This is a genomic window from Aciduliprofundum boonei T469 (assembly GCF_000025665.1).
Classification (GTDB): domain Archaea; phylum Thermoplasmatota; class Thermoplasmata; order Thermoplasmatales; family Aciduliprofundaceae; genus Aciduliprofundum; species Aciduliprofundum boonei.
In genome coordinates, this window is sequence record NC_013926.1 from 829,438 (window position 1) to 846,960 (window position 17,523).

The 17,523-nt window shown below is 38.5% G+C and carries 26 protein-coding genes; 17 read left to right on the forward strand and 9 right to left on the reverse strand.

Features of this window, described 5'->3' with window-relative positions; genetic code table 11:
• Genes ABOO_RS04345 through ABOO_RS04355 form a run of 3 tightly spaced genes read right to left on the reverse strand, consistent with a single transcriptional unit; the run spans window position 1 to window position 2,971 of the window.
• Window positions 1-222 (reverse strand): protein translocase SEC61 complex subunit gamma, encoded by a 222-nt coding sequence (locus ABOO_RS04345; protein WP_008082258.1) that lies wholly within the window; start codon window positions 220-222, stop codon window positions 1-3.
• A gap of 5 nt (window positions 223-227) precedes the next feature.
• Window positions 228-1,322, reverse strand: a complete 1,095-nt coding sequence (gene ftsZ / locus ABOO_RS04350; RefSeq protein WP_012997241.1) for a cell division protein FtsZ — start codon at window positions 1,320-1,322, stop codon at window positions 228-230.
• Between the two features lie 56 nt (window positions 1,323-1,378).
• Window positions 1,379-2,971 (reverse strand): cation:proton antiporter, encoded by a 1,593-nt coding sequence (locus ABOO_RS04355; protein ID WP_012997242.1) that lies wholly within the window; start codon window positions 2,969-2,971, stop codon window positions 1,379-1,381.
• Between the two features lie 378 nt (window positions 2,972-3,349).
• On the opposite strand from ABOO_RS04355, the gene ABOO_RS04360 reads away from it, so the two are divergent.
• Complete coding sequence (locus tag ABOO_RS04360; protein ID WP_008082391.1) at window positions 3,350-4,144, forward strand: SDR family NAD(P)-dependent oxidoreductase; 795 nt, start codon at window positions 3,350-3,352, stop codon at window positions 4,142-4,144.
• A 15-nt stretch (window positions 4,145-4,159) separates the two neighbouring features.
• Entirely contained in the window at window positions 4,160-4,606 is a 447-nt protein-coding gene (locus tag ABOO_RS04365; protein ID WP_012997243.1) for an 8-oxo-dGTP diphosphatase, read from the forward strand.
• On the opposite strand, the gene ABOO_RS04370 is transcribed toward ABOO_RS04365, so the two are convergent.
• Genes ABOO_RS04370 through ABOO_RS04380 form a run of 3 tightly spaced genes read right to left on the reverse strand, consistent with a single transcriptional unit; the run spans window position 4,607 to window position 6,426 of the window.
• Window positions 4,607-5,284: an aspartate/glutamate racemase family protein gene (locus ABOO_RS04370; RefSeq protein WP_008082503.1), complete on the reverse strand. Its 678-nt coding sequence runs from the start codon at window positions 5,282-5,284 to the stop codon at window positions 4,607-4,609.
• Between the two features lie 15 nt (window positions 5,285-5,299).
• Window positions 5,300-6,037, reverse strand: a complete 738-nt coding sequence (sfsA, locus tag ABOO_RS04375) for a DNA/RNA nuclease SfsA (RefSeq protein WP_012997244.1) — start codon at window positions 6,035-6,037, stop codon at window positions 5,300-5,302.
• Entirely contained in the window at window positions 6,004-6,426 is a 423-nt protein-coding gene (locus ABOO_RS04380; protein ID WP_008082587.1) for an Lrp/AsnC family transcriptional regulator, read from the reverse strand. The genes sfsA and ABOO_RS04380 overlap by 34 nt, the downstream gene beginning before the upstream one ends.
• 100 nt (window positions 6,427-6,526) lie before the next feature.
• Between ABOO_RS04380 and ABOO_RS04385 the strand changes: the two genes are divergently transcribed.
• The 14 genes from ABOO_RS04385 (at window position 6,527) to ABOO_RS04450 (ending at window position 14,162) form a co-directional block, all read left to right on the forward strand.
• Window positions 6,527-7,036 carry a flavin reductase family protein gene (locus tag ABOO_RS04385; protein WP_008082290.1) on the forward strand — a complete coding sequence of 170 codons (510 nt, stop codon included), beginning with the start codon at window positions 6,527-6,529 and terminating at the stop codon, window positions 7,034-7,036.
• Window positions 7,037-7,534, forward strand: a complete 498-nt coding sequence (locus tag ABOO_RS04390; RefSeq protein WP_012997245.1) for a ferritin family protein — start codon at window positions 7,037-7,039, stop codon at window positions 7,532-7,534.
• 16 nt (window positions 7,535-7,550) lie between these two features.
• A complete protein-coding gene (gene rd / locus ABOO_RS04395) occupies window positions 7,551-7,709 on the forward strand; it encodes a rubredoxin (protein ID WP_008081906.1) in 159 nt (52 codons plus the stop codon).
• 2 nt (window positions 7,710-7,711) lie between these two features.
• Entirely contained in the window at window positions 7,712-8,896 is a 1,185-nt protein-coding gene (locus tag ABOO_RS04400) for an FprA family A-type flavoprotein (RefSeq protein WP_012997246.1), read from the forward strand.
• On the forward strand, window positions 8,893-9,366 hold the full coding sequence (bcp, locus tag ABOO_RS04405; protein ID WP_012997247.1) for a thioredoxin-dependent thiol peroxidase: 474 nt from the start codon (window positions 8,893-8,895) through the stop codon (window positions 9,364-9,366). Before ABOO_RS04400 ends, bcp begins: the two co-directional genes overlap by 4 nt.
• The gene (locus tag ABOO_RS04410) at window positions 9,363-9,869 is read left to right on the forward strand and encodes a rubrerythrin family protein (protein ID WP_012997248.1); all 507 of its coding nucleotides are present in this window, start codon (window positions 9,363-9,365) and stop codon (window positions 9,867-9,869) included. Before bcp ends, ABOO_RS04410 begins: the two co-directional genes overlap by 4 nt.
• A gap of 14 nt (window positions 9,870-9,883) precedes the next feature.
• Window positions 9,884-10,399, forward strand: coding sequence for a ferritin (locus ABOO_RS04415; RefSeq protein ID WP_012997249.1), 516 nt, complete (start codon window positions 9,884-9,886; stop codon window positions 10,397-10,399).
• Between the two features lie 15 nt (window positions 10,400-10,414).
• Window positions 10,415-10,762, forward strand: a complete 348-nt coding sequence (locus ABOO_RS04420; protein WP_008086398.1) for a class II SORL domain-containing protein — start codon at window positions 10,415-10,417, stop codon at window positions 10,760-10,762.
• 5 nt (window positions 10,763-10,767) lie between these two features.
• Entirely contained in the window at window positions 10,768-11,298 is a 531-nt protein-coding gene (locus ABOO_RS04425; protein ID WP_008086401.1) for an HdeD family acid-resistance protein, read from the forward strand.
• Between the two features lie 42 nt (window positions 11,299-11,340).
• Window positions 11,341-11,832 (forward strand): OsmC family protein, encoded by a 492-nt coding sequence (locus ABOO_RS04430; protein ID WP_008086407.1) that lies wholly within the window; start codon window positions 11,341-11,343, stop codon window positions 11,830-11,832.
• A 76-nt stretch (window positions 11,833-11,908) separates the two neighbouring features.
• Window positions 11,909-12,550, forward strand: coding sequence for a peroxiredoxin (locus ABOO_RS04435; protein WP_008086383.1), 642 nt, complete (start codon window positions 11,909-11,911; stop codon window positions 12,548-12,550).
• Window positions 12,551-12,616: 66 nt separating this feature from the next.
• The gene (locus tag ABOO_RS04440; RefSeq protein ID WP_008086382.1) at window positions 12,617-12,910 is read left to right on the forward strand and encodes a ferritin family protein; all 294 of its coding nucleotides are present in this window, start codon (window positions 12,617-12,619) and stop codon (window positions 12,908-12,910) included.
• Entirely contained in the window at window positions 12,910-13,614 is a 705-nt protein-coding gene (locus ABOO_RS04445) for a glycerophosphodiester phosphodiesterase family protein (protein WP_008086375.1), read from the forward strand. Before ABOO_RS04440 ends, ABOO_RS04445 begins: the two co-directional genes overlap by 1 nt.
• Entirely contained in the window at window positions 13,611-14,162 is a 552-nt protein-coding gene (locus ABOO_RS04450) for a DUF308 domain-containing protein (RefSeq protein ID WP_008086413.1), read from the forward strand. The genes ABOO_RS04445 and ABOO_RS04450 overlap by 4 nt, the downstream gene beginning before the upstream one ends.
• Window position 14,163: 1 nt before the next feature.
• Here ABOO_RS04450 and ABOO_RS04455 read toward each other — a convergent pair whose 3' ends face one another.
• Window positions 14,164-16,032 carry a phosphoenolpyruvate carboxykinase (GTP) gene (locus tag ABOO_RS04455; RefSeq protein ID WP_008086363.1) on the reverse strand — a complete coding sequence of 623 codons (1,869 nt, stop codon included), beginning with the start codon at window positions 16,030-16,032 and terminating at the stop codon, window positions 14,164-14,166.
• A gap of 35 nt (window positions 16,033-16,067) precedes the next feature.
• A complete protein-coding gene (locus ABOO_RS04460; protein WP_008086368.1) occupies window positions 16,068-16,481 on the reverse strand; it encodes a NifB/NifX family molybdenum-iron cluster-binding protein in 414 nt (137 codons plus the stop codon).
• A gap of 56 nt (window positions 16,482-16,537) precedes the next feature.
• Here ABOO_RS04460 and ABOO_RS04465 point away from each other — a divergent pair, with 56 nt between their 5' ends.
• Window positions 16,538-16,996, forward strand: coding sequence for a DUF2284 domain-containing protein (locus tag ABOO_RS04465; RefSeq protein ID WP_012997251.1), 459 nt, complete (start codon window positions 16,538-16,540; stop codon window positions 16,994-16,996).
• Here ABOO_RS04465 and ABOO_RS07895 read toward each other — a convergent pair.
• On the reverse strand, window positions 16,932-17,519 hold the full coding sequence (locus ABOO_RS07895; RefSeq protein WP_008086403.1) for a DUF998 domain-containing protein: 588 nt from the start codon (window positions 17,517-17,519) through the stop codon (window positions 16,932-16,934). The genes ABOO_RS04465 and ABOO_RS07895 overlap by 65 nt on opposite strands.
• Window positions 17,520-17,523 lie beyond the last annotated feature (4 nt).

Consider the following 17,523-nt stretch of genomic DNA (forward strand, 5'->3'; position numbering starts at 1 on the left):
TCATGGTATGTGAAGCCATATTTGGAAAATGTAGTAAAGGGCAAATCCCACGCCCCCTATGAAAAGTATGCCGAGACCCGTTATAGCCAGAACTTTTCCGTACTCCTCCCTTGTGGGTTTTCTGGCCATCTTTAAAATCCTGGAATATTTGCCCTTGCCAAATCCTGCAACCCAATTATCCACGCTTTTTTGGAACTGTTCACTTTTTTCAATTATGCCCATGCTTTTCACCTTATAACATCAACTTCCTTCGTTTTCTCTAAGGCTTCAAGACCTTGAATGTATGGAGATTTCACTCCAGTCACAACTACCATAACTCTCAATGTATTGCCCAAGGAAGGATCAATGGAAGCACCCCATATTATTCTTGCTCCCTTGCTTATCTGTGATTGCACATATTCTGCCACGCTTTCTGCTTCCTTGACAGTCATATTTTCGCCGCCAACCACATTGATCAATGCCCCATTTGCCTCGCTTATATCCGCTTCTATCAATGGAGAGTTCAAAGCTTCCCTTATGGCTTCCTCTGCCCTATTCTCCGAATCACTCTCACCCAGGCCTATCATGGCTACGCCGCCACCTTTCATTATCGTCTTTAAATCGTTGAAATCTAAATTCACTAATCCTGGCTTGGTTATCATCTCTGCAAGACCCTTAATCGAGCGCATCAAGATTTCATCTGCCACTTTGAATGCGAGGTTTAAGGGTAATCTTGGCACGAGCTCCAATAGCTTATCATTTGGAATTGTTATAACGGTATCAACATGCTGCTTTAATTTTTCCAGACCCCACATTGCATTTTCAAATCTCATCCTTCCCTCTGCTGTGAATGGCAGTGTGCATATTGCAATCGTTAAAGCTCCAAGCTCTTTTGCAATTTGAGCCACAACCGGGGCGCTACCTGTGCCCGTGCCTCCTCCCAAACCACAGGTTACAAAAACAATATCCGCTCCTTGCAGAACCTCTCTTATCCTGTCTTCCACTTCTCTGGCAGCTTCTTCGCCCACCTGGGGCAACGCTCCCGCACCTAAACCCCTTGTTATTCTCTTTCCTAGTAAAATCTTGCGATTTGCTTTGGTAATTAGTAAATGCTGAGCGTCTGTATTTGCAGCAACGAGCTCAACATCAACTATGCCCTCTTCCATAATTCTTGTGATAGTATTGCTTCCAGCTCCTCCGCAACCAACAACTTTAATATTTGTTTTTAATTTTTGCAGAAGCGACATAAGTTCTTCATCATCAGGGCTTGTTATTGCTGGCTCCTGCGTAACAGCAATCCTCTCATCCGCTTTTGATAGCACCTCTTTAACCAGCGACTTCATAAAATCACCTTTTTAAATCTCTGTGAGGATTAAAGCAAGGGCTAATATAAATTTTGCTATCTTTTATTTTGTTCTTCATTGATTAACTTCATAATATGCCATATAATGTTCATTCCTGTAAGGGTTTCTGGGTATAGAATCTCATCAGATATGCCTTGTAGAATTTTTCTCTCCCTTTCGTTATGGACCATTGCTATTATTTTGCATTTTGAATTTTTCTCCCTGATGTATCTTACCGCTATCACAGAGTCCTTGGATGAAGATAAAAGCACCAATGCATATTTTGCTTCATTTATATTTACTGCATCTAATATTGCTCTGTTGGTTGGATTTCCAAGTACGCATTTATAACCCTTTAATTTAAGCTCATCGCATTTAGTTTTATCATTTTCTACTATTATAAACTCCTCTTTTAATAAAGAAAGAGCTGATGCTGCATATCCCCCAATTATACCTCCACCCAAGATAACAGTATGATTTTTAATATCACTTTTTTCTAATTTTCCAAATATTCTAGTTACTAAGAAGGGTGTTGCTAGAGCGGTTGTTATAGCCATAACCACTATTGATGTGAATAAAGGTTCATCTATCAATCCATACTGTAAGCCTATTTTTGATGCGACTAGGGTTGCACCCAGTTGGGGGAAAAACACTATGCCTAAGAGCGAGAGATCTTTTTTGAATATTTTAGAATATATGTAGCCCCCTATCAGTTTGCTAACCATAAGTCCAAGCACTATTGCTATAACTAGGTATATGTAATCCGCACTTTTAAGAAATACACTAATATTAGTGTCCATTCCTACTAGTATAAAAAATATAGGTATCAAGAATCCTTTGCCTATTGAATTTAATTTTCCATAAATCTCCTCATCTTTAATGGATTCTCCTAGAAATAAGCCAGTTAAGAATGCCGCTACAATGGGCTCCAATCCTATTAATTCAGAAATGCCTATCATCATAAAGAGTAGTGCCATGAAAAATATTATTTCCATCTCTTCATAACTGCTTTTGTATCTGGTAAAAATCCACTTTCCAATCTTTGGTAGGTATTTGGATCCAATAAAAACGAATATGAATAAGAAAATAGCAAATAAAATTAAATTCATAAAATTTGGATTTTTGTACCAGTGGAGTATTATTGAAAGACCAATTAGGCTTATCGTGTCAAGAAGTACTACAGTAGGTATAAGGGTATTTCCTATTTTATCTCTGAGTTTTGGTGTGTGGTTTATGATGGGTATAATTTCACCAACTGATGATGATTGAAAAATTGTTCCAATGAGCAGAGGAGTGGCTAGAAGATATGCTGGTGGATGATAGCCAAACATATATACTATTCCAAATCCAACAAAGAAGGATACACTTGCAAGTATTATGGCAAGTTCTCCTACATTTTTCCATTTAACATTTTTTACACCTTTTATCTCAAGTCCTGCAAGAAATACTAAAAAGAGAAAGCCCAGTTCACCGAAAAATTCCAATCCTTCAAATTTTTTTACGATTCCCACTCCATATGGACCGATTATTATGCCCGAAATTATTAAGAGTGGCACAGCCACAACATTTAACTTATGAGAAAACTCTGAAACTATAAAAACGATTAACAAAAGTAATCCGAATGTCATAAGGTAATCCAGTGGAAACATTGCTAATAAATGTCAATGCTCCTATATTATATTTTCACTATTTTGGGCGAGTTGAATTTCTATTGAAATATGAAAAATTAAGGATAAAAATTAGGAGTAATTAGCTATAGAGGCCGTAAGTTAGGAATTTAGAAGCAACAGAGAAAGAATGGAAAGACATGTAATCGATAATAATCAAGTAATATTTGGGGGTTTAGAAAGGGGGCTCTGCCCCCTTCTTGCGAGTATTTTTCCTCACACCTTTGATTTGTTCTCTTCTAGTAATCTTCTATATCTCTCATCTTCTACTCACCCTCCATAATCTCCTTCGGTTGCTGGAGGGTCCTAATATTTCAAAATGTTTAAGTATGAGCATACCTAAATTATAGTGGTGAGATAATGGAAGAATTAAAGCCTATAAATGAGATTATTTCCCTCAAAAATAAAAGAGCTCTAATTACTGGCGCAGCTGCAGGAATTGGAGCAGCCATAGCTTATAGATTTGCAGAGGCGGGGGCGATTTTAGAACTTGTGGATATTGATATGCGTGGTTTAAATGCCCTAAAAAGGAAACTTTCAAAATTTAATATTGAGGTTAATGTTTATAAAGTTGATTTATCAAAGAGAGAAAATATAATATCACTGTGGAACGACTTGGAGCAGCCACCTGATATACTGGTTAATAACGCTGGAATCTATCTTTTCAAGGAATTTACTGAGGTGGATGAAGATTTTTTGGATAAAATATTTGATGTTAATGTAAAATCTGTTTTTTGGATGTGTCAAGAGATGATAAAGAGAAGAAAAAGAGGAGGAGTGATAATAAATGTCGCATCAATTGAGGCTGTGCTTCCATTTGCTACAGGACTTGTCCACTATGACATCAGTAAGATGGGCGTAATTGCCCTCACCCGTGCTCTTGCAAGAGAATATGGTAAAATTGGATTTAGAGTAAATGCCCTTATACCTGGAGGTATTGAAACCAAAGGTGTTAAAAAACTGAAAAAAGAAGCGGCCATGAAATTGAATATGGATATGATAAAAACTGCAATGAACTTTAAAAATAGATTGCCTTTGGGACGATTTGGCTCTCCAGATGAAGTAGCTAGAATGGCTCTTGTTCTGGCATCAGATATGTCATCGTATATGACTGGGGCTATGGTGGCAGTAGACGGAGGATTTTTATCCGCTTAGCTACTTTACCTTTTTATGATTGAGGCAGTTGTGGTTCATATTGTTCAAGGGAATAAAATATTGTTGCATTACAAAAAGAGAGGTCATGGTGCAGGAAAGTGGAACGGGCTTGGAGGAAAGATTGAAAATGGAGAAAATCCTGAAGAGTGTGCTAAGAGAGAGGCAAAAGAGGAAATGCATGCAGATATAACTAATCTAAAAAAGATTGGAATTATAAAGTTTTATGATGTCAATAACGAAGATTGGACTGTTTATGTATTTAGAGCGGAGCTTCTCGGAGAACCTGAGGAAAGTGAAGAATCCATTCCAAAATGGTTCTTTCTAAGAGATATTCCTTATGAAAATATGTGGGAAGATGACAAATACTGGCTTCCATTGGTTATAAATAATATCAATTTCTCGGCAGAGTTCTGGTTTGAAGGAGAAAATATGAAGAAATTTAAAATAGAGGCCTGGAAATAATTACTTCATGGCTTCTTCTATTATTTTTCTCATATGGATTTTAGCCGTGTCAAGGAGAGGAATGCTTGTATCACCCTCTTTGAGTGCTATGGGAAGCTCTGTGCATCCTAAAATTGCTGCATCCAAATCCTCATATTTCTTCTTATAACTTTCAACAATATTTATTAAACGATTTTTACTTTTTAAAACTCCGTGACTTAACTCTTGGAATATTATTCTATCTATTTCATCAACATATTCTTCTGGTACTATAACTTCAAACCCATGCTCTTCCAACTTCCTTTTGTAAAATCCAGAGGTCATTGTTGTCTTCGTTCCCATTAGTAGCAGTTTTTTATAACCCTTATTTTTTGCCTCTTCCGCCAGGGCATCTATTATGCTTATCATCTTTGCATTAGTTTTCTTTGCAAGTGAATCAAATACTATGTGGGGAGTATTAGCCGATAGGGCTATAATTTCAGCCCCTGCGTGCTCCAATGCTTTTATTATTTCTAGGAGGTATATCTCTCTATCGTCCCAATCCTTGGCACTTTTAAATTTTTTAAAATTTAGATTGAAAATTATCATCTCTGGATAAAAATCGTTCTCAAAGAGTTCTCTAGAAACCTCAATAAAATTGCGATAGTAATAAACGGATGATTCCGGGGTAGTTCCGCCAACAATTCCAATTCTTTTCATAGATGGGAGAGAGATTCAACCTTTATGAATATTTTTACATAATGAAGTATATCCTTTGAAAATTATGTTTTTCCCATCATATTGTAAAAGAGCAGGATGAACTTTCAAGCCTTTGTTAATCGCATTCCAGTATGATTCTGCGAATTTTTCATCTCTCTTCTCGTTGGGAGTAAAACATTTCACATATGGGTGGAATACCAATATCAAGAGCGCAGAATTGTCTCCTTTTTCAATTAATTTTTTTAATTCTTCAACATGCTTTCTGCCCCTTTCAGTGGGGGCATCTGGAAAGAGAGCAATATCATTTTCTTCCAAAGTGCATCCTTTGACCTCAACCCAAATCCTCTTTCCATTCTTTGTTAGGAGATAATCTATCCTGCTCTTTCCAACTCTTACCTCTGCCCTTATTTCATCAACCTTACCAAAAGGGGATATTTCCGCATCTTTCAATATTCTCTCAGAGATAACTCTGTGAAATTTTGAGTTTGTGAAAATCCAGTTTCCTTTATATTTTGCTCCTATTAATTCCCATTTTGTTTTTCTTTTTTTGTTATTATATTCTTTTAATAGTACCTCATTCCCCTCATAGAGCAACTCAGAAAGTCTCCCTGGGTCATGGATATGTACCAGCTCCTCTTTGCCATTTATCAAAACTTTGCCTAAAAATCTATTGGGGCGTTTTAAAAATATACCTTTTGAATCATACGGCATAGTGAGGATTATTTTACCCTCTCCATAATTATGGCAGGACATAAATCTTTCACGCCTTTAATCTTTGCTATCTTGGTAGTTATCAAATCAAATAGCTCCTCTCCATTTTTTGTCCATATTTCAGCCATAATCATGTGGTCTCCACTGGAAGTAGCAACCCATATTGTTTCATCAATTTCAGCTAATTTTCTAGAGGCCTGTAGTAAATATTTTGGCTCAACATCCATTCCTAAAATAGTTACGGTTTTATATCCTAATTTTTCAGGATCTACCTCTATAGTATATTTTTTTATAACTCCCTCTCTCTCAAGCTCTGCGATTCTTTTTCTCACAGTTGTTTCCGTAACTCCCAGAATTTTAGCTATCTCGGTATAAGGCGTTCTAGCGTTATTTCTGAGAATTTCAATGATTTTTCTGTCTTTATCGTCCATTATGATACATAATTATGTTATCCTTATTAAAGTTTTCTAATAGCAAATTATTCGAATATCGAACAAAATATTTATATATATCAAACTCATTACTCTGAATATGGATAGAAAGATTTTGCATAAACTATCCTACGGGATGTATGTGATCTCATCTGCGAAAGAGGGAAAGCTGGATGGGCAGATAGCCAATACAGTTTTTCAAATAACTTCTAAACCTGCGAAAATTGCAATCAGTATAAACAAAGAAAATTTGACATATGAGTATATAAAATACAGCAATGTATTTTCAGTTTCTATACTATCAACTGAAGCACCTTTTAAGTTCATTGGTTTATTTGGATTCCGTTCAGGTAGGGATATAAATAAATTTGAAAATGTAAAATATAAAATTGGAGTTACAGGCGCCCCAATAGTCCTTGATTATTCATTGGGGTATATAGAGGCAAAGGTTGTAGATAGCGTGGATGTAGGCACGCATGTATTATTTATTGGAGAGGTGGTGGATGCGGACTCTATTCAAGAGGGAACTCCTATGACTTATGATTATTATCACAATGTTGTGAAGGGTAAGACCCCGCCCAAGGCGGCAACCTATGTGGGAGGGAGTTAAATGGATATTGAAGAAATAAATTTTGAAACATTATTCGGAATAGCCGTTAAGAGTGAGATAGAGAGCAGGAATGTTTATGAATATATGGCAGAAAAAACTAAGAATTACTTACTAAAAGATCGTCTGAAATTTCTTGCCAACGAAGAGAAAAAGCATGAGGAATTCCTAAGGAATTACTTTTCAAAAATGTTTCCTAATAAAGAATTAAAATTACCTGAAGAATCACCAGTGCCTTTACCACATATTGAATATGACGCTGACACACCCATTTCTTCTATTTTAGAGCAGTCGATGAAGGCCGAAGTTGCGGCCAGAGACTACTACCTTTCCATGTCTAAGAAGGCGGAGAAGATGGGTGATATAGAGCTTGCCAAAGGCCTGTACTATCTTGCAAACATGGAGATGGGCCACTATCATATCTTGGAAAATGAGCTTGAATCCGAGAAGAGGTTTGAGGACTACGATGCTTATTGGCCTATGATGCATGTAGGTCCATGAAAAGGAGGTGAAAGAGATGAAATGGAGATGTATGGTTTGCGGATATATATACGACCCAGAGGTCGGAGATCCGGATAGTGGTGTACCCGCAGGGACATCCTTTGAGGAGTTACCTGAGGATTGGGTATGTCCTGTCTGTGGAGCATCCAAGGACATGTTTGAAAAGGTGGAGTAAAGATGATAAGAAAGATAGCAGATGGAGTTTACAATGTTGGCGCTATTGACTGGGAGAGAACGCTCTTCGATGAGATAGTACCTCTCCCCCAGGGTACCAGTTACAACGCGTATCTTGTGAAGGGAGAGAATAAAACGGCGATTATAGATACTGTGGAACCAGAGAAATTGGAGCAACTCATTGACAATTTGGAAGAATTGAAGGTGGATAAAATAGATTACATTGTATCAAATCATGCAGAGCAAGACCACTCTGGAGGCATACCCTATCTTCTTAAGAGATATCCAGAGGCAAAGGTTGTGACAAATGCAAAGTGCATGGGATTTGAGAAGGATTTGCTTCATTTGAAGGATGAAGACTTTATCATAATCAAGGAAGGAGATACATTAGAGCTTGGGGGGAAAACACTCAAGTTCATCATGACTCCCTGGGTCCATTGGCCTGAGACGATGACCACATACTTAATGGAAGATAGAATAGCATTTACCTGTGATTTCTTCGGTTCTCATGCTGCCACTTCTCACACATTTGCGGAGCAATATGATAGGATTTATCACGAGGCAAAGAGGTATTATGCGGAAATTATGATGCCATTTAGGCAAATTATTACGAGGAATATTAAGAAGATAGAGGAGCTGGAGCCAAGGATAATAGCACCTAGCCATGGACCTGCCTACAGTGATCCTAAATTCATAATCGATGCTTATAAAGAATGGACTTCTTCCGAGACAAAAAATGAGGTACTAATCCTCTATGTTTCAATGCATGGAAGTACTAAAAAGATGGTCTATGCTCTCGTGGATTATTTAGGTGAGGAAGGAGTTGAGGTTAAGGTCAGGGATCTTATAACATCTAATTTGGGAGAGATTGCAATAGACATGGTTGATGTTACTACAATCATTCTAGCTACTCCCACAATGCTGGCGGGACCACATCCTCATGCAGTGTATGCTGCCTATCTCACCAATGCTCTTAAACCAAAGGCCAAGTTTGTGGGTATAATGGGCTCATATGGATGGGGTGGCAGAACAGTTGATATTCTAAAGTCCAATCTTGGAGCTTTGAAAGTTGAGATCTTAGAACCTCTACTGATTAAGGGATTGCCTAAAAAAGAGGATTATGATAAGATAAAAGAATTTGCAAAGATAATTGCAGAGAAGCATAGAGAAGTGGGGGTGATGAAATGAAGGAGGGCGATATTGCAGAGGATTTTTGCCTGCCTGATTACGAGGGCAAAGAGCATTGTCTGTGCGATTATCGAGGTAAATGGGTAGTTCTTTATTTCTACCCCAAGGACAATACATCAGGATGTACAAAGGAGGCAAAGGGCTTCACAGAGATGCAAGATGAATTTGAAAAGCTTGGGGCGGTTATAATCGGGGTGAGTAAAGATTCACCCAAGAGTCATGCGAAGTTCATAGAGAAACATAATCTGAAAATTCTTCTTTTAAGCGATGAAGAGCATAAAGTTCTGGAGAGGTATGGTGCCTGGGGGAAGAAGAAAAACTATGGGAGAGAATATTATGGTACGATAAGAACCACATTCCTCATAGACCCTGAAGGTAAAATTGTGAAAGTTTGGAGAAATGTGCGTGTCAATGGTCATGTTGAGAAAGTTTTAGAAGAATTGAAAAAATTTGTTGAGGTGAAAAAATGAGAAAAATGGTTGAGAAAAGTTTAGAGGAGGCATTCGCCGGCGAGAGTATGGCACATATGAAATACACCATATTCGCCGAAGTTGCCGAAAGAGAGGGAAAGAAGAATATTGCACGACTGTTTAGGGCTATAGCTTATGCAGAATTCGTGCATGCGAAAAATCATGCTACGAACCTGGGGTATGTTAAGAGTACTGAAGAAAATCTCTCCACTGCAATTGGTGGGGAAACATTTGAAGTTGAGGATATGTATCCTGCATACTTGGAGATTGCAAAGTACTTTGAGGAGAAGGGAGCCGAACGCTCATTCCACTATGCCATAGAAGCTGAAAAAATTCACGCTAAGATGTACGAAGATGCCAAGGATAAGGCTTCTAAGAACGAGGATATTGAAGAAAAGAGCATTTACATATGCCCTGTTTGCGGATATACATATATGGGCGATGAGCCACCGGAGAAGTGCCCGGTTTGTGGTGCTCCGCAGGATAAATTTGTAAAATTTTGAGGAGGTGATGAAAGATGATAGATAAGGAAATAGAAGAGGCGATAAATAAACAGATAAATGAAGAGATGTACTCTGCATATCTCTATCTTTCAATGTCTGGGTATTTTGAAAATATAGGATTGAAGGGATTTGCCAACTGGATGTATGTCCAGTACCAGGAAGAAATGGATCATGCAATGAAGTTTTACCGCTATTTAATCGAGAGAGGTGGCCGTGTAAAATTATATGCCATAAAGGAGCCGCCACATGAGTGGAACTCCCCGCTTCATGCTTTTGAGGAGACATTGAAGCATGAGAAACATATCACACAGTGCATAAACAACCTTGTAGACCTGGCAGAGAAGAAGAAAGACCGTGCTACATTTAATCTTCTGCAGTGGTATGTGGATGAGCAGGTTGAAGAAGAGGCAAACGATGAAGAGATCATTCAGATGTTAAAGATGATTGGAGACCATGGCCATGGTTTACTTATGCTTGATCGTGAACTTGCAAGAAGGACTTACACTCCTCTTGTAAATGAGGAAAAATAAAGGAGGTGATGAAAGATGTTGAGTGAAACAATAAAGAGTGGGGATTGGAAAGGCGAGAAGCATGTACCTGTTATAGAGTACAAGAAAGATGGTGATATGATCGAAGTTGAGGTTTCTGTGGGAAAGGAAGTACCTCATCCAAACACACCAGAGCACCATATTGCGTGGATTGAACTATATTTCAAGCCAGAAGATGGAGGATTTCCAATAATGGTCGGGAGAGTAGCTTTCACAAGTCACAGTGCACCCATAACAGAGCCGAAGGCCAAGTTCTACTTTAAGTGTGAGAAGAAAGGTAAGCTGATGGCTTTGAGTTACTGCAATATCCATGGGCTCTGGCAAAACGAAGTTGATGTAGAGTGATTTAAATGGAATATACAAGCAACATAGAAGGGCCCACGATCGACCCTAAGCCATATACAAACGCAGGAATAGTGCTCACCATACTTGGTATATTGGGCATAATATTTCCGAAATTTGCCAGTGGGGTCATAGTGTATCTCATTGCAATATTACTGTTGATTGGTGGCATAGTGTTCTTGATAATGGGCATAAAGTCTACCAGTGGAAAGCTGGGGGGGATACTGCTTGGCATAGCACTATTAATTTTCGGTATACTCGTAATAATCTATCCTCTGTATGCTCTGGCAGGTTTAGCAGTTCTTATGGGAAGTTTCTTCATGATAGGGGGAATAATATACTTTCTACTTGCTTATACTGTGCATCCATACAATGGATGGTGGGCCCCAGTGATTTCCGGTGTGCTTTCTTTGATATTGGGAATACTGGTGCTTATGAGCTGGCCAGGGAATTCAGAGTGGATCATAGGGCTCTTTGTGGGCATTGATTTGCTGTTTGAAGGTCTTGCACTGATAACGGTTGGAAAGCTCGTAAAATGAATCTTGCAAAATTGAAATGGATAAAGATAAGGGGGTAGTAATATGGATGAGAAAAAATCAGATAATGCTTTGGAAAACATAGATTTTGAAGCTTTAGGAGACCTCTTAGCAGCAGAATCGGTTTGGATTGGAGACGGAAGAACAAAGACAAAAATTCATGATATGGAATTGGAGGTAGATAACCCTCTCAGTGTTAGTCCAATAAACCCCCCACCCCATGTAACTTGGCCTGAACAGCTCTTACCAGCGGCTTTAGCAGTGTGTTTCATAACTACAATGACAGCTATAAACGATAAAATAGGAGTGCACATAAATGAGCTTAGGGTTATAGTAAAGCCCATACTAGGGATTGACACAGATGGGGGGTTCAAGTTTGATAAGATGAAATTGAATGTAAAACTAAGTATTGCTAGGGGAGAAAAAAGCAAGGCCGAAAAACTTGTGGAGATAACGCATAAATATTGCTTGGTAAGTAAGGCAATAAAGGGCAATGTGAAAGAAATTATAGAAGTGGATATAAAGGAGGTAGATTGAAAGAAGCTTGATAAGCTTCATAGGTTTGATGCAATGTTTGCATCTTGAGAATAGTAAAAAAAGGAGGTGATAAAAAATGGTAGTGATAGGAGAAAAATTTCCGGAGGTAGAGGTTAATACAACCCATGGAAAAATGAAGTTGCCAGACCACTTTGCTGGGAAGTGGTTCGTACTGTTCTCTCATCCAGCGGACTTCACACCAGTGTGCACAACGGAGTTCTACGCTATGCAGAAAAGATTAGATAAATTCAAAGAGCTAGGTGTTGAAGTGATAGGACTAAGCGTGGACCAAGTATTTGCACATTTGAAGTGGATTGAGTGGATCAAAGATAATCTCGGGGAGGAGATACAGTTCCCAGTTATTGCGGATGATCGCGGAGATCTTGCAGATATGCTCGGCATGATACCCACGGGTTCCACGCAGACAGCCAGGGCGGTGTTCATTGTAGATCCTAAAGGAACAATAAGGGCTATAGTGTACTATCCAGCTGAGCTCGGTCGTGACTGGGACGAAATTCTACGTGCTGTGAAGGCTCTGCAGATAAGCGATGCTAATGGTGTGGCTATGCCGCACAAGTGGCCCAACAATGAATTAATCAAGGACCGTGTCATCGTGCCTCCCGCTGGAAGCGTTGATGCAATAAAGGACAGGGAGGAGGCCAAGAAAAAGGGCGAGATTGAGTGCTACGACTGGTGGCTCTGCCACAAATCACTCTGACCTCTACCCTTTCTTTTTTTTTGAAAATCTTTATATGGTGCAATTAGATGAAGTATGGGGATTGATATGCTATCGAAGATACCTTTTGATATGGAAAAATTGGAAGAGCTTGCTAAGGAAGAGCCTGATGTAGAGCTTGTGCGTATAGGCATAATTGCGGAATTAGATGCTATAAACTTATACGAGCAGCTTGCGTCGTTGGCCAAGGATAAGCTAGTACGCAAAGTGTTCTTGGACATAGTGAAGGAGGAGAAAGAGCATTTTGGAGAGTTTATGGAACTGCTCCGTAATTTGGATATTGAAATAGAAGATGCTCTTGAAGAGGGAAAGGAAGAAGTTGAAGAAATGAGGGAAGAATAATGCTTGTTCTCGGGCATAAAGGTTATTCAGCAAAGTATCCCCCAAATACACTTTTATCATTTAAAAAGGCCATAGAGTATGGGGCGGATGGAGTAGAATTGGATGTATGGAGAACTAAGGATGGAGAAGTTGTAGTTTCTCACGATAGAAATCTTGAAAAGGTTGTAGGTGTGGATGTGGATATTAAGAAACCAAGCTATGAAGAATTGCAGGATTACAAAATTGAAGGGGAGCCTATACCTCTGCTTAGAGAGGTATACGAAGCTTTGCCAAATGATGCAATAATAAATGTAGAAATAAAGGACACGGATGCAGTCAAACCTTCGCTAAAGATAGCTGTAGAATTTGATGCCCTGGACCGTACACTTTTTTCATCTTTCAACATCAAGGCCCTTAAGATTCTTAGAAAATTAAACAAAGAGGCAAGGATAGGCATTCTTGTCGGGGGCTTAAACGAAGTATTTACAATTCCCTCGCATATATATTCCGTTAAGGCAAATTATCTGAATATTCCTCATCAGATATCCGGGGTGGGTGAGTTCACTGCCAGAGCCCTTATACATTTTTACAGATTGTTTGGAGTAAGAGTTGCAATATGGACCCCAAACTCTCCTGATGATCTGCAATTATTCGAGGGTCTCTATGAGATGGTCATCACAGATGAAGTTGAAAAGATGGTGAAATACAGGGATGAGCTCCAATGATTTCAAAATTAGATTATAGAATTGAAGATGCCATAAATTCGCATACAATAACAGGCATTTTCCTTGTTCTAATAGGAATTTTTGCTGTTTTCTTTCCACTTTATTTTTCTTTTGCCCTTATATATGTAGTTGGAATTCTTCTAATAATTCTAGGTTTGATTGGGGGTTTCCTGTACTTTACAACGCTTGGCAAGGAAAAAATGAGATTGATAGGTGCTATAGTGATGATCACTCTTGGCCTTATTGATTTACTCTCTCCAATTCTGGGTCTGAAGATATTCACTGTCATAATAATTCTATTTTTCCTCTTTGCAGCGTTTACAAATTTTATGCTTGCTAGGAGTATAAAATCTCAAGCTGGCTCATGGTTAGCCATAGGCGCTGGTATATTAACCCTTATATTTGATGCATTACTCATACTTGGATGGAAATCTTATCTCTCATTCGTGTTTATTGGATTATTTGTAGGGGTTGTTCTATTCATGGATGGATTGGTTTTCTTATTCCAGGGTTACAGAATAGGAAAAATCCAAAAATTTAAGAAATAATTTAAGAAATAAATTGGAATGGAGAGATGAAATCTCCATATTTCTTCTGTGCATCTTTTAATCTCTTCTCCTCTGCATCTAATTCCTCATATAGCTCCTTAGGTATGTTGTCCATGCTGCCGTATATCTTTCTTATTCTCTCTATCTTGGCTAGGAGATTTGGTACTCTAATGGTAAACTGCTTCTCATAGTCCTCTTTCTTATATTCCCTATTGAAAACTTCTTTGAATAACCTTGCTAGGTCCTCGTAATACGGTATATATCCAATGGGCGTCTCAATAGCATCCACTTCGTTATGTACGCGCAAGTCCATCCATTTTAGCCATACTTTCTTATCCAATTTGCTATTCAAATAGTTTCCATTTTCATCCTTGAGGAAGTAATTTACCGCAAATATCTTGGGCGGGGTTTTTAGTTTCCTGCCGAATTTCAAATAATTCTCAATGTATACCCCAAGATGTACTGACATAAAATCAAGAATTGACATAATGTTGAATTTCCTTACACCCTCTTTGCCCAATGTAGCAGCAGTGGTTTCTGATTCTATTGAAGCACCTTTCATTATAACCCCATGTTGCCAGTTGAACGATTCGCACACAGGTGGCCAAGTGTCTGAGTCTCTGCCTCCGAATATCATACCGCTTAATTTCACGCCATCTTTTGAATCAAGAGCCTCTCTATCTAGATTTGGGAAATAGATTAGGCGAGCTGTGAATCTTGCATTTTTATGGCTTGGAGGAATCTCATTGCCTTCTTTGTCTTTCTTTCCGCACCACCATTTTCCGCTGTGATTCTCTCCTTTGCATGGGATTTCTTCGCCCATATCGTTCCAATATGGCTTTCCTTCGTGTACAAGAATATTTGAGAATATTATTTCTTGAGGAGTATGTAATACTTGCCATATGTAAGGGTCATCCTCCTTGTTCACTCCCTGTATGATTCCAAATACTCCATATTCCACATTAACCGCCCTAGCTTCTCCGTTTATATCCCTTATAAATGAGAGGTCATCACCTACTAAGCGCTCTCCTATAAGCATACAAGTTGAAGTTTTTCCGCACATGCTTGGAAATGCTCCCGTGAAGTATGTGACTCTTCCATTGGGGCCATTGACACCCATGAGGAACATATGCTCAGATAACCATCCTTCCTTTACAGCCTTATTGATGGTCAACCTGAATGCTGGCTTCTTTAAACCTATTGTATTTCCAGCGTATTGAGTGTTTACAGCGTATGTGATATTCCCCTCAAGGTCTATCATTATGCGTCTCTTATCCAAATTCTTGCTTGTTTTTCTCTCATCTAGCTCCCCTTCAGAATGCACGAATTTGAAGAACTCTAAATTTGGATTTTGAGTAAAGACATCGTATGCTTTACGGTAGAGTATAAACTCACTGTGAGCCACATAAGCAGAATCGGTAAGTTGTACAGAGGGCACCATAAATTCAGAATTCTTAGGTCCAAGAGAGAAAAACAGAATGAACAACTCCTTGCCTTGCATTATCCCATCCATAATTTCTAAAACTTCTTTAAGGCCATCGTCTCTTTTCATAGTGTTTAAGTAGGGTAATTTCTCGCCATGAGGCGTCAGTATGTAAGTATGCTCTTTATCCCTAGCTTGGTCGTAGTAGTTATCAAAATGCACAGTGTGTCCGGGAGTTTTCAACAACCGTTCCTCCTCGTAAACTATTGCTCTGTTCCTAATGTAAAGCTCATCCTCATCGCTATCGTTGGCAACGAAGATCTTTGAAGGTTTGAGTAATTTTATATGCTCTGCGAGAAAATGATGTAGCTCGGGATTGTCTATTTTTTCCAATTTTTCGTACTGCTCTTCATCCATAACGCTTTTCAAGTATTCTAAATCATTCATTTTTATCACCTTGCGTAGAGGCATGCTTGGAAATGTTAAAAATCTTTTGTATCTTTAACTTCCACAAATCTTATCCCTCCTTCATTCATAATTATCGCCCTTCCTCTTGGTGCTTTCAATTCTTTTTTTATTTCATTTTCGTATTTCCTGAGCAATTCTAATGCTTTCTCTATTTTTCGCTCTCTGCTTATCACTGGTAGAAATTTATCTTTTATTCTCATTATATTTGGTCCAAATTGGTATCCTATGAATACGGGTATGTCCGATAGAATCGCTGATATTCCCTTTGCCTTTTCCTTGGCGCCATGCTCTTCCTCTGGTGAATTGTTTTCCCTTTTTTCTATGAACTTTATTCTGTCTCCTATCTCGTATATGAGAAAAAATTTTCCATCGCCATAATGGTCTTTTGTTATCTCTATTCCATCCGTTGTACTTATTGCCACCTTCATAATTTAGGTATGCCTAAAACATATAAAAAGGTTATTTAGTAAGTGCATATCCCTTTGTGAAAATTTTGTATGAAAAGGAGATCGATACGAAAGAAATAAAAGTATCGCCCAGACCTGTTTGGAAATGTACTACCTGCCCATTCTACGGTAAAAGGCCATCTTGCCCACCTTACGCTCCCTCCTGGAGAGATGCAAGAGAATGGGCGCACAGTTATAAAAGAGCGCTATTACACAAGTTTGAAATTGATATAGATAATTTTGAAATTGAGAAAAGAAAGGTTCTAAATTATCTCCTCCAAAGAGAAAAAGAATTGTTCAAGGAGTATCCTTATGTGTACGCGTTATTTCCCGGTGCTTGCAATTTATGCGAGGAATGCAAATTTGAAAAAGGTGGAGAATGTCCTATGCCCGAAAAAGTTCGCTTTTCCTTAGATGCAATAGGAATCGAAATCACATCCATCGTATCTCTTGACTTTGAAGAGAACGCTCTATATTCACTAATTTTTCTGGATTGAACAAGGCGATTAGAATCACAAATACACCAATTATTGATATCTCGTATATTTCAAGAGTGGCCACAGATGGCCAGGGTAAGAAGGCACCGAGCCAAGATAGGGCGAATAGAACTATGCTTGCAATTCTAAGCTTCTCAGTTGCTATCCCGAATATGAACATTCCGAAGAAGAATTGTAAGAAGAAGTAAGTGGATACGAATCCATGGGGCCTAGTGCCGCTGTGAAATATCCCGATAAATGCTAGGAATACGGAAGAAATCATAATAAATGCTCCTCCGATGATTTGCAGTTTATTGATTGCAATATGTAGAAGGTAAATTGAGAATATGAAGAGGAAGGGGAAAGAGAGTATTAAACCGTAATTGTAGAGCCATGGTGCATTTGCATTATTTGCCCCAAGATCGCTTAAGGCATTGTGCATAACAGAGAACCAAGGATTTTGGGAAATTGAGATTATGGTGAAGCACCAATAAACTATGAGGGTTATAACTCCGAAGAATCTTAGATTTGATAATCTTATCATAGTT

Excerpts from the sequence above, each read along its gene's own strand:
- ABOO_RS07895 (WP_008086403.1), bottom strand. The coding sequence starts at position 17,519 with ATGATAAGATTATCAAATCTAAGATTCTTCGGAGTTATAACCCTCATA.
- ABOO_RS04460 (WP_008086368.1), bottom strand. The coding sequence starts at position 16,481 with ATGAAGGTGGCAATAAGTACAACGGATGGAATAGAGATAACAAAAGAC.
- ABOO_RS04450 (WP_008086413.1), top strand. The coding sequence starts at position 13,611 with ATGATTTCAAAATTAGATTATAGAATTGAAGATGCCATAAATTCGCAT.
- ABOO_RS04345 (WP_008082258.1), bottom strand. The coding sequence starts at position 222 with ATGGGCATAATTGAAAAAAGTGAACAGTTCCAAAAAAGCGTGGATAAT.
- ABOO_RS04445 (WP_008086375.1), top strand. The coding sequence starts at position 12,910 with ATGCTTGTTCTCGGGCATAAAGGTTATTCAGCAAAGTATCCCCCAAAT.
- ABOO_RS04435 (WP_008086383.1), top strand. The coding sequence starts at position 11,909 with ATGGTAGTGATAGGAGAAAAATTTCCGGAGGTAGAGGTTAATACAACC.
- ABOO_RS04365 (WP_012997243.1), top strand. The coding sequence starts at position 4,160 with ATGATTGAGGCAGTTGTGGTTCATATTGTTCAAGGGAATAAAATATTG.
- ABOO_RS04440 (WP_008086382.1), top strand. The coding sequence starts at position 12,617 with ATGCTATCGAAGATACCTTTTGATATGGAAAAATTGGAAGAGCTTGCT.
- sfsA (WP_012997244.1), bottom strand. The coding sequence starts at position 6,037 with ATGTCCTGCCATAATTATGGAGAGGGTAAAATAATCCTCACTATGCCG.
- ABOO_RS04420 (WP_008086398.1), top strand. The coding sequence starts at position 10,415 with ATGTTGAGTGAAACAATAAAGAGTGGGGATTGGAAAGGCGAGAAGCAT.
- ABOO_RS04355 (WP_012997242.1), bottom strand. The coding sequence starts at position 2,971 with ATGTTTCCACTGGATTACCTTATGACATTCGGATTACTTTTGTTAATC.
- ftsZ (WP_012997241.1), bottom strand. The coding sequence starts at position 1,322 with ATGAAGTCGCTGGTTAAAGAGGTGCTATCAAAAGCGGATGAGAGGATT.
- ABOO_RS04410 (WP_012997248.1), top strand. The coding sequence starts at position 9,363 with ATGAGAAAAATGGTTGAGAAAAGTTTAGAGGAGGCATTCGCCGGCGAG.
- ABOO_RS04390 (WP_012997245.1), top strand. The coding sequence starts at position 7,037 with ATGGATATTGAAGAAATAAATTTTGAAACATTATTCGGAATAGCCGTT.
- ABOO_RS04455 (WP_008086363.1), bottom strand. The coding sequence starts at position 16,032 with ATGAATGATTTAGAATACTTGAAAAGCGTTATGGATGAAGAGCAGTAC.
- rd (WP_008081906.1), top strand. The coding sequence starts at position 7,551 with ATGAAATGGAGATGTATGGTTTGCGGATATATATACGACCCAGAGGTC.
- ABOO_RS04400 (WP_012997246.1), top strand. The coding sequence starts at position 7,712 with ATGATAAGAAAGATAGCAGATGGAGTTTACAATGTTGGCGCTATTGAC.
- ABOO_RS04425 (WP_008086401.1), top strand. The coding sequence starts at position 10,768 with ATGGAATATACAAGCAACATAGAAGGGCCCACGATCGACCCTAAGCCA.
- bcp (WP_012997247.1), top strand. The coding sequence starts at position 8,893 with ATGAAGGAGGGCGATATTGCAGAGGATTTTTGCCTGCCTGATTACGAG.
- ABOO_RS04380 (WP_008082587.1), bottom strand. The coding sequence starts at position 6,426 with ATGGACGATAAAGACAGAAAAATCATTGAAATTCTCAGAAATAACGCT.
- ABOO_RS04385 (WP_008082290.1), top strand. The coding sequence starts at position 6,527 with ATGGATAGAAAGATTTTGCATAAACTATCCTACGGGATGTATGTGATC.
- ABOO_RS04430 (WP_008086407.1), top strand. The coding sequence starts at position 11,341 with ATGGATGAGAAAAAATCAGATAATGCTTTGGAAAACATAGATTTTGAA.
- ABOO_RS04415 (WP_012997249.1), top strand. The coding sequence starts at position 9,884 with ATGATAGATAAGGAAATAGAAGAGGCGATAAATAAACAGATAAATGAA.
- ABOO_RS04360 (WP_008082391.1), top strand. The coding sequence starts at position 3,350 with ATGGAAGAATTAAAGCCTATAAATGAGATTATTTCCCTCAAAAATAAA.
- ABOO_RS04370 (WP_008082503.1), bottom strand. The coding sequence starts at position 5,284 with ATGAAAAGAATTGGAATTGTTGGCGGAACTACCCCGGAATCATCCGTT.